Source organism: Bacillus sp. EU63 (assembly GCF_038592915.1).
GTDB lineage: Bacteria > Bacillota > Bacilli > Bacillales > Bacillaceae > Bacillus > Bacillus velezensis.
The window spans coordinates 1,552,383-1,569,429 of sequence record NZ_CP151944.1; the positions used below are offsets into that span (position 1 = coordinate 1,552,383).

Sequence of the window (17,047 nt, forward strand, 5' to 3'; positions counted from 1 at the left end):
ATGCTTGGGGTGTCGATTGCTTTGACTACTAAAAAAACAGCGCCTGATTTGTTATTAGTTATCATTACGTTATTGCTTTTAACAATAGGATTAATTATGGTCTACAGTGCAAGTGCGGTATGGGCGGATTATAAATTTGACGACTCGTTTTTCTTCGCGAAACGGCAGCTGCTGTTTGCGGGGATCGGCGTCATTGCCATGTTTTTCATTATGAATGTGGATTATTGGACATGGCGCACATGGTCGAAGCTGCTTCTGATCATTTGTTTTTTTCTGCTTGTGCTTGTGCTGATTCCGGGAGTCGGAATGGTGCGGAACGGTTCAAGAAGCTGGATCGGAGTTGGAGCGTTCAGCATTCAGCCTTCGGAGTTTATGAAACTCGCGATGATTGCGTTTCTGGCTAAATTTCTTTCTGAAAAACAGAAGAACATTACGTCATTCAGACGCGGATTCGTTCCCGCGCTCGGAATCGTGTTTTCTGCATTTATTATTATCATGTGCCAGCCCGACCTGGGAACGGGGACGGTAATGGTGGGCACGTGCATCGTGATGATTTTTGTTTCCGGTGCGCGAATCGCTCATTTCGCGTTTCTCGGACTCATCGGTTTAAGCGGATTTGCGGCGCTTGTTCTGTCCGCTCCATATCGGATTAAACGGATTACCTCTTACTTAAACCCGTGGGAGGATCCGCTTGGAAGCGGATTTCAGATCATTCAGTCGCTCTATGCCGTAGGTCCGGGAGGTCTGTTCGGGATGGGGCTGGGTCAAAGCCGGCAAAAGTTTTTTTACCTGCCGGAGCCGCAAACCGATTTCATTTTTGCTATTTTATCTGAGGAACTCGGCTTTATCGGCGGTTCGCTCATATTGCTGCTGTTCAGTATTTTATTATGGCGGGGCGTCAGGATTGCCCTCGGCGCGCCGGATTTATACGGAAGCTTTGTCGCCATCGGTATTATTTCTATGATAGCTATTCAAGTCATGATTAATATCGGCGTTGTGACGGGGCTGATCCCGGTAACAGGAATTACGCTGCCGTTTTTAAGCTACGGAGGCTCATCACTGACGCTGATGCTCGCAGCGGTCGGCGTGCTTTTAAATGTCAGCCGGTACTCGAGGTATTGATCTGTATCTTGCCTCATCACTCATGATTTATTCGTTATCTATAAAAAAACAGACAACATCAATAACCCTGTCCTAAAAAACAGGGTTATCGCTATGTGATTAAGGGGGACATACGAATGCGTATTGCAGTAAGCGGAGGCGGAACCGGAGGACATATTTATCCGGCCCTGGCCTTTATTAAAGAAGTTCAGCGCCGGCATCCGGATGTGGAATTTTTGTATATCGGAACAGAGAACGGCCTTGAGAAAAAAATTGTTGAACGGGAAAATATCCCGTTCCGCGCCATTGAAATTACAGGTTTCAAACGAAAACTTTCTTTTGAAAATGTAAAAACCGTCATGCGTTTCTTAAAAGGCGTGACGAAAAGCAAATCATATTTAAAAGAGTTTAAACCGGATGCCGTTATCGGTACAGGCGGCTATGTATGCGGTCCGGTTGTATACGCGGCGGCAAAAATGGGAATTCCGACGATCATTCATGAGCAAAACAGCCTGCCCGGCATCACAAATAAGTTTCTCTCGAAATATGTTAATAAGGTAGCAATTTGCTTTGAAGAGGCAAAATCGCATTTTCCTGCTGAAAAAGTTGTGTTTACGGGAAACCCGAGAGCCTCTGAAGTCGTCTCAATTAAGACAGGCCGCTCATTAACTGAGTTCGGGCTGAAAGACAATCAAAAAACGGTGCTCATTTTCGGCGGAAGCAGAGGCGCGGCTCCCATTAACCGTGCCGTTATAGATATGCAGGAAGAATTGAAAACGAGACCTTACCAAGTGCTTTATATTACCGGGGAAGTGCATTACGAGAAGGTAACGGCTGAGCTGAAAGGCGGAAAAGCCGCTGATAATATGGTGACAAAACCGTTTTTGCACCAAATGCCGGAGTACTTACAATCAATTGATGTCATTGTGGCCAGAGCCGGAGCGACGACGATTGCGGAAATCACCGCTCTCGGCATTCCGAGCGTGCTTATTCCGAGCCCGTATGTGACAGCCAATCACCAGGAAGTCAATGCGAAGGCGCTCAGCCAGCATGACGCTGCAATCGTACTGAAGGAAACCGAGCTCAGCGGAGAAAAACTGATCGCTGCGCTGGACAAAATCGTCATGAATGAAGAAACCTTAAAAGACATGAGTGAGCGGACAAAATCACTCGGTGTTCCGGATGCGGCAGCCAGACTGTACAGTATCATGGAAGACATAAAAAAATAGAGCAAATGGAATGCGGAGGTTTATGATGGAGAACGTAATTCAGGAATTAAGAGACCGCGAAGTCGGCAAAGTGCTGGAACAAGAACCGCTCGCGAACCATACAACGATGAAAATCGGCGGTCCGGCGGACATTTTGATCATCCCCAACCGTGTGGAAGCGGTCAAAGATATTATGGATATTGTGAAAAAACATGATCTGCCATGGACGGTTATCGGCCGCGGTTCAAATCTGCTCGTGCTTGATGAAGGCATAAGAGGAGTTGTCATCAAACTGGGCGCGGGTCTGGATCATTTGGAGATTGACGGTGATCAAGTGACGGTCGGAGGCGGCTATTCGGTCGTCCGGCTTGCGACTTCCATGAGTAAAAAAGGAATGTCCGGTCTCGAATTTGCAGCGGGCATTCCCGGATCAATCGGCGGAGCCGTCTATATGAATGCCGGGGCGCACGGATCTGATATGAGTGAGATTCTTGTGAAAGCCCGTATCTTATTTGAAGACGGCACAATCGAATGGCTGACAAACGAAGAGATGGATTTCAGCTACAGAACGTCTGTTTTGCAGAAAAAACGCCCCGGCGTCTGTCTCGAGGCAGTTCTTCAGCTTGAGCAGAAGGAACGGGAAGCCATTACGGCGCAAATGCAGCAGAACAAAGATTACAGAAAAAATACTCAGCCGTATTCAAGCCCCTGCGCCGGAAGCATATTCAGAAATCCGCTGCCGAATCATGCCGGAAACCTCGTTGAAAAAGCGGGATTAAAAGGACATCAGATCGGCGGAGCGAAAGTATCCGAAATGCACGGGAATTTTATCGTCAATGCCGGCGGAGCGACTGCCAAGGACGTTCTAGACCTGATTGAGTATGTGAAAAAGACAATCCGTGAGCAGTATGATGTTGACATGCATACAGAAGTTGAAATCATCGGAGGGAATCGTTAAAAGGTTCTCTGATTACATGAGCTCATGTGATATACTTTTAACAAATGTCAAACGGCATCACAGCATGCCGTTTGTTTTTCAATCAGACGAATGTCAAGCTGTTTCATTCTTAGTGAGGTGGACAGGCAGTGAACCCAAATCATGAAAGAGAAAAAATCGTAAATATTGAAGAGCGGATTCCGAAAATCAAAGAGCAGCGGAAACAAAAAGCAAACCGCCGGCTGATTTCATTCATTGTGCTCTTTTTTATGATGGTGCTGATCATCGTGTACTTGCAGATGCCGATCAGCAAAGTGTCTTCTGTCACCGTTTCCGGAAACGAAAACGTTTCTGTAAAAGAGATCAACGCGCTTTCTGATATACATAACGGACAAACCGAGTTCTGGAGTCTGAACAAGAAACAAACAGAAGAAAAGATTGAGCAGAATAAGCTGGTGAAAAAGGCGGAACTTTCAAAAGTATTTCCTAACAAAGTCAGCATTCACATTGAAGAATACAAGACGATCGCGTATCTGCAGCGACATGATGTGTATTATGAAGTGCTGGAGAACGGCACTGTGCTGCCGAACGAAGTCACACCGGATGACGCGGGCCCGATTTTGGTTGACTGGACAAACGCGAAAAAGCGGGTCAAAATGGCGGAGCAGCTTGATAAGCTTTCCGGTTCGCTTAAGCAGTCGATTTCTGAAATCTATTATACACCGGTAAAAATGGATCAGGACCGGATCAAGCTGTATATGAACGACGGGTATGTAGTTACCGCTTCTATTAAAACGTTTGCCGGCCGGATGAAGACCTATCCTTCTATCGTTTCCCAGCTGGACGGCGGGAAAAAGGGGATTATCCACTTAGAAGTCGCTACGTATTTTGAAGAATTTAACAAAGGTAAATCCGGCAAGAAAAAAGAAAATGATTAATAGTTCTAAAGAACTAATTTAAAGGTGATTCAAAAGAATCTATTACAATCAGCGGGGCAGCCGATATAACCGATAGCGGAATCATTATGACTATGTTTGTTTTTGCCCGGGATATGGCTGCCGGACAAGCGGAAAATTCTCAATGCAATGGGCGTGTCTTCTGCAATGAGCATTGCATTTGGAATTTTCCTCCTGTTTCTTCTTTTTTCGGATGTTTCTGGCAATATCTATAGCTTTTCTGGAGGTTCATCTTAGTGTAGACTAATGGAAAGCGGGTATATTTGCATCTGGTTTGCACATTATGGCACCGTGACAGGAAATCTTACGGTAAGGTGGGCCGTCTCTAAAAAAAATAAAAAAAATGCGATATAAAAGAGGATATACATAGAATATAACGAATAGTTTCATTAAACATAAATTGTGAGAAATCAGATAAGAATTTGTTGATGCTGTTGTTTTTGTTACACACTTGTAAAGCCACATTCATTGTATTGTTGTTCCGCAAATAATAGAATAGAATTTGATCGAAATGTGAGGAGGTGCCATAGAATGAACAACAATGAACTTTACGTCAGTCTTGACATCGGTACGTCCAATACAAAAGTGATCGTCGGAGAAATGACAGATGATTCCCTTAACATTATCGGAGTGGGAAATGTACCGTCTGAAGGGTTGAAAAAAGGCTCAATCGTTGATATAGATGAAACCGTTCATTCTATAAGAAAAGCGTTTGACCAAGCTGAAAGAATGGTAGGTTTTCCGCTGAAAAAAGCCATTGTCGGCGTTAATGGAAATTATATTCATATTCAAGATACGAACGGCGTTGTCGCTGTTTCCAGTGAAAACAAAGAAATTCACGTTGAAGACGTCCGCAGGGTAATGGAAGCGGCACAGGTCGTGTCAGTTCCGCATGAGCAGCTGATCGTAGACGTCGTTCCTAAACAGTTTATCGTTGACGGAAGAGACGAAATTACCGATCCGAAAAAAATGCTCGGCGTGCGCCTGGAAGTAGAAGGCACGCTGATTACCGGCTCCAAAACGATCTTACATAATTTACTTCGCTGTGTGGAGAGAGCGGGCGTTGAAATTACTGATATCTGCCTGCAGCCGCTTGCGGCCGGTTCGGCGGCTTTGTCAAAAGACGAAAAAAACCTCGGAGTCGCCATGATTGATATCGGAGGCGGCTCGACGACGGTGGCGGTATTTGAACAGGGACACCTGAAGGAGACAGCCGTCATTCCGCTCGGAGGCGAAAACATCACGAAAGATGTATCGATCGGATTGCGCACTTCCACCGAAGAGGCTGAAAGAGTAAAAAAACAATTCGGACATGCATTCTACGATGAGGCTTCAGAAGATGAAGTATTTGAAGTCACCGTCATAGGAACGAATCAAAAGCAATCTTTTACACAGCAGGAAATTGCCAATATTATTGAAGCAAGAGTGGAAGAGATTCTTGAGATTGCCGCAGCCGAAATTGAGCATATGGGAATTACAGATCTGCCCGGCGGCTTTGTGCTGACCGGCGGACAGGCCGCTATGCCCGGAGTGCTTTCATTGGCACAGGAAGTGCTGAGGCACAATGTAAGGGTCGCAAGCCCGAATTATATCGGTGTAAGAGACCCTCAGTATATGACGGGTGTCGGCTTGATACAATTTGCCTGCCGAAATGCCAGAATTCAGGGAAGAAAAATAGGCTTTCATATGCCGGAAGAAGCCGTGCAGGAAATCGCGGTCTCTCACGAAGAAGAACATCATCAGCGGCCAGAGGCGCAGCAGCGTCCAAAAGCAAAACAAAAAACACAAGCCGAACACAACAAACCGAGCAAAATGAAAAAACTATTAAGCATGTTTTGGGAATAGATTGATAGTCATTCGGCAGATTAGGAGGATTTAGCATGTTGGATTTCGAAACAAACATAGACGGCTTAGCATCAATTAAAGTAATCGGAGTAGGAGGCGGCGGTAATAACGCGGTCAACCGAATGATTGAAAATGAAGTACAGGGTGTAGAGTACATTGCGGTAAACACGGACGCGCAAGCTCTTAACCTGTCAAAAGCGGAAGTGAAAATGCAGATCGGGGAAAAGCTGACCCGCGGTCTCGGAGCGGGAGCGAATCCGGAAGTCGGCAAAAAAGCCGCTGAAGAAAGTAAGGAACAAATCGAAGAAGCGCTAAAAGGCGCTGACATGGTGTTCGTTACAGCCGGAATGGGAGGCGGTACCGGAACGGGAGCCGCACCGGTTATCGCGCAGATCGCAAAGGACTTAGGCGCTTTGACTGTCGGTGTCGTAACAAGACCGTTTACATTTGAAGGAAGAAAACGCCAGCTGCAGGCTGCAGGCGGTATCACGGCAATGAAAGAAGCCGTTGACACACTGATCGTTATTCCGAATGACCGCATTCTTGAAATTGTCGATAAAAACACACCGATGCTTGAAGCATTCCGTGAAGCTGATAACGTGCTTCGGCAAGGGGTGCAAGGTATCTCTGACCTCATCGCGACGCCTGGTTTAATCAACTTGGACTTTGCCGATGTCAAAACCATCATGTCCAACAAAGGTTCAGCATTGATGGGTATCGGGATCGCTACGGGCGAAAGCCGTGCTGCTGAAGCTGCCAAAAAGGCGATCTCCAGTCCGTTACTGGAAGCGGCAATCGACGGAGCGCAAGGTGTTTTGATGAACATTACGGGAGGTACAAACCTGAGCCTCTACGAAGTGCAGGAAGCAGCCGACATCGTCGCTTCTGCATCTGACCCTGATGTCAATATGATTTTCGGTTCAGTTATCAATGAAAATCTGAAAGATGAAATCGTCGTCACCGTTATTGCGACCGGTTTTATCGAACAGGAAAAAGATGACTCAAAACCGCAGCGCCCGACTTTAAACCAAGGATTGAAGTCTCAAAGCCAAAACGCTGCGAAACGTGAGCCGAAACGAGAAGAAACACAGCATCAAAACACGTCGAACCGCCATACATCACAGCCTGCGGATGATGCCCTCGACATTCCTACATTTTTAAGAAACCGCAACAAACGCGGCTGATGTAAAAAAGGACAAGACCACATGGTTTTGTCCTTTTTCTTTTTTGTGCCAGTCTTCCTTCCTATCCCCATGATCTATACAGTGAAAAAAGCAACTTTATACCTATGACGAATTGATTGTTTTTTAGTTTTATACGGCTTTCTACAGAATGTGACAATATCTGGATGGAAGATTGTCTACATTTAACGTACAGCATCGAAATGACAAACGATTCCAATTATGAAGGAGGGATACACATTTTATAGTGCGTTACCAAATAAGGGGGGATACGATTGAAGAAAAAAACGAGAAACAGATGGACAGGCTCCGTTTTAAGCGCGATTGTCGTCAGTTCACTGTTGTTTCCGGGTGCAGCCGGAGCGAACAGCACACCGGGGGCAGTTTCTTTCACCAAAGATCTTTCTTCCTCTAAGAGCATTCAGCATAAGATTTCCGATTCAGTCAAGAAGCGTTTTGAAAAAAATGATAAAGTCACGTTTCTTATCAAATTTAAAGAGAAAGCCAATACGAAAAAAGCGGTCAAAGAAGCAGAAAAAAACGCCAAGTCTCAATCGCTTTCCGCAGCAAAAACCGAATATCAAAAGCGGTCAGCCGTCGTTTCTTCTTTAAAACTGGCGGCTCATGATGCGCAGCAGAATCTGAAAACATATTTGGAAAAACAAAAAAAGAAAGGCAAGGCTGATCACATCCATTCCTATTATATTGTCAACGGAATGGCAGTCACTGCTTCGAAAGAGGTAATGGAAAAAGCCGCCTCATTTCCTGAAGTAGAAAAAGTTCTTCCGAATGAAAAACGTCAGCTTACTCAACGACAATCAAAAGCTCCTTTTCAAATGAAGAAAAAACAAAAAGAGATCAAAGCAAAGGAAGGCATCGAATGGAATATCAGCCAAATTGATGCGCCGCAGGCCTGGGCCTCAGGATACGACGGAACCGGCACGGTTGTCGCCTCCATTGATACGGGAGTTCAGTGGGATCATCCGGCGCTTAAGGAAAAATACCGGGGTTACGATCCTGAAAATCCCGCAGCGCCGAATCATGAAATGAACTGGTATGATGCCGTGTCCCATAAAGACGCTCCCTACGATGATCTTGAACACGGCACTCATGTAACAGGGACCATGACGGGTTCAGAACCTGACGGCTCAAATCAAATCGGTGTGGCTCCGGGGGCGAAATGGATCGCAGTAAAAGCATTTTCAGATGACGGAGGAACCGATGCCGATATTTTGGATGCCGGTGAATGGGTGCTCGCGCCTAAAGATAAAAACGGCACGCCGCATCCCGAGATGGCGCCGGATGTTGTTAATAATTCCTGGGCAGGCGGTTCGGGAATGGACGAGTGGTACCGCGATATGGTGAATGCGTGGAGAGCGGCAGGGATTTTTCCGGAATTCTCTGCGGGAAATGAAGACTTATTTACACCGGGAGGACCGGGTTCAATCGCGAATCCGGCCAATTATCCTGAAGCATTTGCGACAGGTGCGACTGACATCGACAAGAAACTCGCTGATTTCTCACTTCAAGGCCCCTCACCGTATCATGAAACAAAACCGGACATTTCGGCTCCGGGAGTGAATATCCGTTCTTCGATTCCTGGAGGAACATACGAAGGCGGCTGGGACGGAACTTCAATGGCCGGGCCGCATGTGGCGGCGACGGCGGCTTTGTTAAGGCAGGCGAACGCCTCTATTACGGTCGATGAAATGGAAGACGTTTTGACGCGCACCGCGGAAAAGCTGACAGATTCCGTTTTTCCGGAATCACCGAATAACGGTTACGGCCACGGTCTCGTTAACGCTTTTGATGCCGTTTCTGCCGTAACGGACGGAATCGGAAGCGTAGCAGGCAAGGTCTCTTCTGCGGGCGAAGATCACAATCCGCCCAGCTTTCATCATGAACCGGTCTCAGTGGCTTACAAAGGGGCAAACCTTCCGTTAACGGTTACAGCAGAAGACGATGTAAGCGTAACTGAAGTCATCCTTTCCTATCAGTTTGATGAAGGAGAGTGGAAAACGACAGCCGCCGTTCAAAAAAGCGGTGATGAAAAAAAGGGAACATACCAGGCGGAAATTCCGGATGTAACGGGAAGCAAGATAAGTTATAAATGGACCATAAAAGATTTCGGAGGTCATTCTGTAGAATCTGATACGTACCGGGCTGACGTGAAACCGAGCGTTACGGCGGGATACAAAGAGGATTTTGAATCACAGCCGGCGGGCTGGTCCAGTTACGGGACACATGACCAATGGGAATGGGGTACCCCGGGTTCAGGGCCCGGCACCGCATTTTCCGGAGATAAAGTGTATGCGACGAATCTGTCCGGCCCTTATGCCGATTCAGCCAACATGAATTTGGTGATGCCTCCGATTCAAGTTCCGGAAACAGGACGGCTGTTTTTACAATTTAAAAGCTGGCACAAGCTCGAAGAATTTTTTGATTACGGGTATGTGTTCGTTCTGCCGGAAGGAAAATCAAATTGGGAGCAGGCGGCCGTTTACAATGGTGACTCCGCAGGATGGAACGATGAAGAGGCTGATTTATCTGCGTATAAAGGCCAAAACATAAAGCTCATGTTTAATATGCAGTCAGACGAAGTACTGAATGAAGACGGATGGTATATCGATGATGTCCGGCTTTCAAGCAGCCCTCTCGGCAAGGCGGCCAAAAAAAATAAACACAAAAGACAAACACCTCCCGGCCACCTGAAGAAAAAAGCCGTCAGTCCGAAACAGGCCAAACCGGCAGTGAAATCACCCGGAAAAAGAGTGAAACGTGAAACAAACCTCCTGCCGCTCAGAGCGCAAATCAGTGTCTCCGAGACGGGGAAATCCGTATATTCCGACCCTGCAAGCGGAAGCTACAGCCTGTCGCATAAGGCGGGAAGCTATACGCTGAAAGCCGAGGCTTACGGATTTAAGTCCGCTTCGAAACAAGTTTCTATTCAATCAGACAAAACCGCACAGGCAGACTTTACACTGGAGCAAATGCCGTCCGGCACGCTAAAAGGAACCATCACCAATCAGTCAACAGGCGAACCGGTAAAAGGGGCTGCGCTTTATGTGGCTGAGGATGCCGCAATTGAACCGGCGGTGACAAACGATAAAGGGGAATATTCGCTTAAGGCGTACGAAGGCTCCTACACAATCAAAGTAGCGGCAAAAGGCTTTTACAATAGCGAATTTTCCGTTGACATCAAAGGAGATGCTGAAAAAAACGTCAAGCTTAAGCCGTATATCGGTTATGAAGGGGAAATTGCCTATGATAACGGAACGGAAGAAGCCGCGCTGTCATATTTTAAAGCCGGCAGCAAATCTGCCGTAAAGATGACGCTTAAAGACGGAAAAGAACACGGTATGCTGACGGAAGGCCTTTTTAAATTTTGGGGCGCCGACTGGCCTGATCCGGGCGGTACCGAATTCCAAGCAGAAGTATATGATGCATCCGGCCCTGATGGAGCTCCGGGCAGCAAAATTGCCGGCCCGTTCCAAGCTGAAGCGCTTCGAAACGGCGAATGGACCAAAGTGGATCTCAGCTCAAAAGGAATCGCGGTCGGAAAGAATTTTTATCTTGTGTTCCGCCAGACGAAACCCGATCCTTATACACCTGCCCTGTCATCTGATGACGGCAGTCCGTACTCGAACAGAAACTGGCAATACCTCGACGGCCGCTGGTCTAAAACCGATAAATCAGACGGAAACTTTATGATCAGGGCTTTGGTCGACTACGAAGCTTCTGTGCCTGACATAACGTCGCCTGAAGACCGGTCATTTACAAACAAGAGGTCAATCACGGTGAAAGGAACGGCTTCACCAAAAACCGCTGTCCGTCTTACCAATAACGGTAAAACCGCCGCAGAAACGAAAGCAGATGCAGACGGCAATTTCCAGGCCGGCGTCACACTCACTGAAGATGCCAATCGGCTGACGGCGGCATCTGTGACAGACAGCGGGTCAACCGATGAGTCACGCCCTGTCACGGTCATACTGGATGAGGATAAGCCGGATGTGACGATTGACAGTCCGGCAAACGGTGATAAAACAAATAAAGAAGCAGTGACCGTAAAAGGAAAAGTGCACGACGCCCATTTAGAATGGGTAAAGGTGAACGGAAAAAAAGCTGAAGTAAATAACGGTTCTTATCAAGCGAGAACCCTTCTGGAAAACGGCAGCAATGAGATCAAGGTCACGGCCTCAGATGAAGCGGGTAACAAAACAACGAAAAAGACGGTAATCGATGTCAATTACAATGCTCCCGTCATTTCCGGATTGGTTCCCGGAGCGGATAAGGAATTAAAAGCCGGAGAATCAGTGAAAATCGCTTTTTCAAGCGGAAAGAAATTAGACGCTTCCTTCGTGATCCGTCTGCCTCTGACAAACGCCCGGGCAGGGAGCCAAAACGCAACAGAGCTTCCGCTGAGAGAAATTTCTCCGGGACGATATGAGGGTTACTGGACGGCGACTTCTTCCATCAAAGCAAGCGGAGCAAAAATTGACGTTATCGCAAGAGATGACTACGGAAATGAAACGAGACAGACGGCTAAAGGAAAACTTTATATCAATGAGTAAAAACAGAGCGCTGCCAAATCACGGCAGCGCTTTTTTAGTTGAAGGGGACAATAGGAAATCAACCCTTTCGGCCCTCGACAAATAAAACGGTTATCCCTTAAAAATTGTACTTTACCCTCAACATTAATTGACAGACTTTCCCACAGAGCTTGCTTTATACTTATGAAACAAGAGAGAGAAACAGATAAGTAAGACAAAAGAGGAAAGGGGTCAGATGTGAAAATCTATCTGGATGTCATTTGGCTGTTGAACTTTTGTTTTGATTCTCTTTTGCTTTTATTGACCGCCTTTATTTTAAAACGCCAGGTGAAAAAAAGAAGAGTGGCCGCCGGCGGTTTCATCGGGTCAGCCATTGTGCTTCTGATGTTTACGCCTGTTTCTCCCTTTGTGGAGCATCCGGCGGGAAAAATGGCGTTTTCGGTAGTCATCGTGCTTACGGCTTTTGGCTTTAAACGGTTCCGATACTTTTTTCAAAATTTGTTCGCCTTTTATTTCGCGACTTTTCTCGTCGGCGGGGGAATGATCGGCGTACATTCCCTGCTGCAGACAGAATCAATTGTGCAGCAAGGCGTAATGGTCACAAGCCAGACCGGATTCGGCGACCCGATCAGCTGGATGTTTGTAGTTATCGGATTTCCGGCCATATGGTTTTTTTCGAAAAAGAGAATTGAAGACATCGAGACGAAGTCCATTCAGTACGATGAACTTGTCATGGTGCAGGCGGAATTCAGCGGACAGACAATCCGCGCGAAAGGATTGGTGGATTCCGGGAATCAGCTGTATGATCCGCTGACGAAAACGCCGGTCATGATCCTTTGCATTGACAAATTCGCTCCGATTCTCAGCGAAAAGGAAACGGACCTCATCAAATCCGCCAGTCCGCTTGAAGTGATAGAGCAGCTTGATGATTCGTTCCGCCATGCGGATAAGCTGAGGCTGATTCCGTACAGGGGCGTCGGCCAGGACAATCAATTTTTACTCTGTTTAAAGCCGGATTACGTCACGATTTTAACAAAAGACGAAATGATCGCTTGTGAAAAATGCCTGATCGGCATCAGCACGAAACCATTATCCGCGGACGGTGAATTTGACGGAATCGTTCATCCGAAGATGCTGACAGGGAAGGCTGTAAAACATGTTTCCTGACGAAAAGTCTGTTATTCATCATACTCAAAATGCATTGTATTTAGAAGGGGGAGGAAGATGAAAAAACTTAAGCTGCGTCTGACATATTTGTGGTATAAATGGCTGATGAAACTCGGACTGAAAAGCGATGAAGTATATTACATAGGAGGAAGCGAGGCGCTGCCGCCGCCTTTGTCTAAAGAAGAGGAGCAGGTGCTCTTATTAAAGCTGCCGAGCGGGGATCAGGCGGCGCGGGCCATCCTGATTGAGAGAAACTTACGTCTTGTCGTTTACATTGCCCGCAAATTCGAAAACACCGGCATCAATATCGAGGACTTAATCAGCATCGGCACCATCGGTTTGATCAAAGCGGTAAACACTTTTAATCCGGAAAAGAAAATCAAACTCGCCACCTACGCGTCGCGATGTATCGAAAACGAAATTTTAATGTACTTGCGCCGTAACAACAAAATCCGTTCAGAGGTATCATTTGATGAACCGCTGAACATTGATTGGGACGGAAACGAACTGCTGCTTTCGGATGTGCTCGGCACAGATGATGATATTATTACAAAAGACATTGAAGCCAATGTGGATAAAAAACTTCTGAAAAAAGCGCTTGAGCAATTAAACGAAAGAGAAAAGCAGATTATGGAACTGCGTTTCGGGCTTGTCGGAGAAGAAGAAAAAACACAAAAAGATGTAGCCGACATGATGGGGATTTCACAATCTTATATCTCCCGGCTCGAAAAGCGGATTATCAAAAGACTGAGAAAAGAGTTTAACAAAATGGTGTAAAATTTTTCCATCTGACAGCCCTTACTGCTGCAAGGATTGCCGCAGCCGGATGTTTATTTCTGTAAAATGGCGGTGCATATTTTTCCCACCCGAGGAGATACTTAACGTTGTACAGCAGCTCCTAGTGGGAGGGAAAAACGTGTCAAGAAATAAAGTCGAAATTTGCGGGGTGGATACCTCCAAATTACCGGTGCTCAAGAATGAAGAGATGAGAAAGCTGTTTAGGCAATTACAGGATGAGGGCGATGATTCAGCGAGGGAAAAGCTTGTAAACGGCAATCTGCGCCTTGTCTTAAGCGTCATTCAGAGGTTTAACAACAGAGGAGAGTATGTTGATGACTTATTTCAGGTCGGCTGCATCGGACTAATGAAATCCATTGATAATTTTGACCTAAGCCATAATGTTAAGTTTTCAACATACGCTGTACCGATGATCATCGGAGAAATCCGCAGATATTTGCGGGATAATAATCCGATCCGCGTCTCGAGGTCGCTTCGCGATATCGCATATAAAGCGCTTCAAGTAAGAGAGCGGTTAATCAGTGAGACAAGCAGGGAGCCGACAGCAGAGGAAATCGCCAAAGTTCTTGAAGTGCCCCATGAAGAAATTGTGTTTGCCCTTGACGCCATCCAGGATCCGGTTTCACTGTTTGAGCCGATTTATAATGACGGCGGCGATCCGATTTACGTGATGGACCAGATCAGCGATGAGCGCAACAAGGATACACAATGGATTGAGGAGCTGGCTCTGAAAGAAGGCATGAGAAGACTGAACGAACGGGAAAAAATGATTTTGCGAAAGCGCTTTTTCCAAGGGAAAACCCAAATGGAAGTCGCTGAAGAAATCGGCATATCCCAAGCTCAGGTCTCAAGGCTTGAAAAGGCAGCCATTAAACAAATGAATAAGAATATCCATCAATAACGGAAAAAGCCTTTAAACCTTGTTTAAAGGCTTTTTTCATGCGATGGTTTACGTTTGCAAAAAAGTGATGTATTCTAATGTGTAAAAGTTTTTAGAAAATTTAAATAAAGTAAACGGGGGAAATTGCAGTGATTTTACAGCTGGACAGTGTGTCATTAAAAAGAAACGGGAAATGGATTTTGAAAGATATTAACTGGCGCGTCGAGAAAAACGAAAATTGGGTGCTGTACGGATTAAACGGAGCCGGAAAAACGGCTTTGCTGAATATGTTATGCTCTTATTACTTCCCCACTTCAGGAGAGATGCAGGTGCTCGGCCATCAATTCGGCAAAACAGAGCTCGGTGACAGGCTCAGAAGGAAAATCGGCCTTGTTTCGGCAGGTCTTCAGCACAAATTATATGCCGCGGACTCCGCTTTTGAAATCGCCCTCAGCGGCGCGTACGCCTCAATCGGGCTGTACGAAACTCCGAGTGAGCAAGTAAGGGAAAAAGCGATCGGTCTTCTGAAGGATTTGGGCGCCATCGGTTACGCCGACAGACGGTATGAAACATTATCACAAGGGGAAAGACAAAGAGCGCTGATTGCGCGGGCGCTTATGGCTGATCCGGAACTGCTGATTTTGGACGAACCCGTGACGGGTCTTGATTTTATGGCAAGGGAGCAGCTGCTGGACACGATTACGTCGATCGCCGAAAAAGAAAATGCGCCGTCCATCCTTTATGTCACCCATCACGCTGAAGAAATTCTGCCGGTATTTGATCAGGCGCTTCTTTTAAAACAGGGCGAGGTGTTCGCCTCCGGGAAAATCAGGGACATGCTTTCTGACGAGCGGCTTACAGCGTTTTTCGATATGCCTGTCAATGTCTTATGGAACAATGGCCGCCCGTTTTTAACACGTGCAAAAGAGGCATCATCCGTAAAATAACATAAATTCACCCTGGGGGTGCTGCCACGCGGCTGAGAGAGGCGTTGTCTCAACCCTTAACGGACCTGATCCGGATCATGCCGGCGGAGGGAAGCGGTGAAAAAAGCGGAGGAAGATCCGTTTTTTACCCGTTCCATTTCATGAATGAACGGGTTTTTTGATACAGCCAAAGGGGAGATTTCCAATGCATCAGATTGATATGCTGTTACACCAGGCGGAGAAACGGCGGCACGACTTCATACATATTGCTGAAAGACTGATAGCCTTTCCCACTCCGGCCCCGCCAGCAAGAAATACGGCAGAAGCCCAAAAGTGGGTGGCCGGCTTTTTAAAAGAAACGGGCTGCTCGGTCGATATGTGGGATGTGTATCCGGGAGACCCGAATGTAGTCGGTGTTTTAAAAGGGACAGATTCAAGCAGGCATCAAAGCCTGATTTTAAACGGACACATTGATGTGGCAGAAGCCGGGGGCGAAGACTGGCACTCTGATCCTTTTCAGCCGCTCGTAAAAGACGGCATGCTGATCGGAAGGGGCGCCGCTGATATGAAAGGGGGATTGGCGTGTGTTCTTTTCTCTCTGAAGCTGATCCATGATGCCGGCATTAAGCTTCCGGGCGACCTCATTGTACAGTCTGTAATCGGAGAAGAAGTCGGTGAGGCGGGGACGCTGGAATGCTGCAAACGCGGCTATCACGCGGATTTTGCGGTTGTCGCGGATACGAGCAGCCTGCATATTCAAGGGCAGGGCGGTGTCATCACCGGCTGGATAGAATTGAAAAGCAAACAAACATTTCATGACGGCATGAGGCGCAATATGATTCATGCAGGCGGAGGCACATTCGGAGCGAGCGCCATCGAAAAAATGGCGAAAATCATCGCTGCCTTGGGAGAGCTGGAGCGCCACTGGGCGGTAACGAAAAGCTATCCCGGCTTTGCGCCCGGCACCAATACGATCAACCCCGCCGTCATTGAAGGCGGAAGACACGCAGCGTTTGTCGCCGATGAATGCCGGTTATGGATCACCGTCCACTTTTATCCGAACGAAACGCACGAACAAGCAGCCGCAGAAATCGAAGACTATATTAATCGTGTCGCTGACAGTGATCTGTGGCTCAAAGAAAACAGGCCGGTGTTCAAATGGGGCGGATCTTCGATGATTGAAGACAGAGGAGAGGTGTTTCCGGCGCTGGAAATCGACCCGGACCATCCGGCAGTTTCTGTCTTGGCTGCATCACACTCAGCCGTCAAAAAACAGGAGCCCGTCATTGATGTTTCCCAAACCGTAACTGACGGAGGGTGGCTTTATCATGCCGGGATTCCGAGCGTCATATACGGTCCCGGCGATTTAAAAAACGCCCACTCCGTAAACGAGGAAGTGTCCGTTGATGAGCTTATGGACTATACGAAAATCATACTGAGATTTATCCTCGGCTGGTGCAGCCGCAAAAAAGATTGCCCGATGTGACAAGGTTCAGCC

12 protein-coding genes and 1 riboswitch are annotated in these 17,047 nt (G+C 47.0%); all 12 genes read left to right on the plus strand.

Annotation, left to right across the window (positions count from 1 at the left end; all coding sequences use genetic code 11):
* Positions 1-21: 21 nt before the first annotated feature.
* On the plus strand, positions 22-1,122 hold the full coding sequence (gene spoVE, locus NYE38_RS07850) for a stage V sporulation protein E (protein ID WP_003154430.1): 1,101 nt from the start codon (positions 22-24) through the stop codon (positions 1,120-1,122).
* A gap of 116 nt (positions 1,123-1,238) precedes the next feature.
* Positions 1,239-2,330 (plus strand): undecaprenyldiphospho-muramoylpentapeptide beta-N-acetylglucosaminyltransferase, encoded by a 1,092-nt coding sequence (murG, locus tag NYE38_RS07855; RefSeq protein ID WP_014417719.1) that lies wholly within the window; start codon positions 1,239-1,241, stop codon positions 2,328-2,330.
* Between the two features lie 25 nt (positions 2,331-2,355).
* Positions 2,356-3,267, plus strand: coding sequence for a UDP-N-acetylmuramate dehydrogenase (gene murB / locus NYE38_RS07860; protein ID WP_015388267.1), 912 nt, complete (start codon positions 2,356-2,358; stop codon positions 3,265-3,267).
* 128 nt (positions 3,268-3,395) lie between these two features.
* Positions 3,396-4,184, plus strand: a complete 789-nt coding sequence (locus NYE38_RS07865; RefSeq protein ID WP_007409710.1) for a cell division protein FtsQ/DivIB — start codon at positions 3,396-3,398, stop codon at positions 4,182-4,184.
* A 549-nt stretch (positions 4,185-4,733) separates the two neighbouring features.
* The gene (gene ftsA / locus NYE38_RS07870; RefSeq protein WP_003154425.1) at positions 4,734-6,047 is read left to right on the plus strand and encodes a cell division protein FtsA; all 1,314 of its coding nucleotides are present in this window, start codon (positions 4,734-4,736) and stop codon (positions 6,045-6,047) included.
* Between the two features lie 35 nt (positions 6,048-6,082).
* On the plus strand, positions 6,083-7,231 hold the full coding sequence (ftsZ, locus tag NYE38_RS07875; RefSeq protein ID WP_029973501.1) for a cell division protein FtsZ: 1,149 nt from the start codon (positions 6,083-6,085) through the stop codon (positions 7,229-7,231).
* A gap of 272 nt (positions 7,232-7,503) precedes the next feature.
* Positions 7,504-11,799, plus strand: coding sequence for a S8 family peptidase (locus NYE38_RS07880; protein WP_110085516.1), 4,296 nt, complete (start codon positions 7,504-7,506; stop codon positions 11,797-11,799).
* Positions 11,800-12,015: 216 nt separating this feature from the next.
* Complete coding sequence (gene spoIIGA / locus NYE38_RS07885; RefSeq protein ID WP_014417723.1) at positions 12,016-12,945, plus strand: sigma-E processing peptidase SpoIIGA; 930 nt, start codon at positions 12,016-12,018, stop codon at positions 12,943-12,945.
* Between the two features lie 57 nt (positions 12,946-13,002).
* Positions 13,003-13,722 carry an RNA polymerase sporulation sigma factor SigE gene (gene sigE / locus NYE38_RS07890; protein ID WP_007409714.1) on the plus strand — a complete coding sequence of 240 codons (720 nt, stop codon included), beginning with the start codon at positions 13,003-13,005 and terminating at the stop codon, positions 13,720-13,722.
* 139 nt (positions 13,723-13,861) lie between these two features.
* Positions 13,862-14,644, plus strand: coding sequence for an RNA polymerase sporulation sigma factor SigG (sigG, locus tag NYE38_RS07895; RefSeq protein ID WP_003154420.1), 783 nt, complete (start codon positions 13,862-13,864; stop codon positions 14,642-14,644).
* A 128-nt stretch (positions 14,645-14,772) separates the two neighbouring features.
* Entirely contained in the window at positions 14,773-15,570 is a 798-nt protein-coding gene (locus tag NYE38_RS07900) for an ABC transporter ATP-binding protein (protein ID WP_007611292.1), read from the plus strand.
* Between the two features lie 4 nt (positions 15,571-15,574).
* Positions 15,575-15,679: riboswitch (TPP riboswitch) on the plus strand.
* 75 nt (positions 15,680-15,754) lie between these two features.
* Positions 15,755-17,035: an acetylornithine deacetylase gene (locus tag NYE38_RS07905; protein WP_065180259.1), complete on the plus strand. Its 1,281-nt coding sequence runs from the start codon at positions 15,755-15,757 to the stop codon at positions 17,033-17,035.
* Positions 17,036-17,047: the final 12 nt, after the last annotated feature.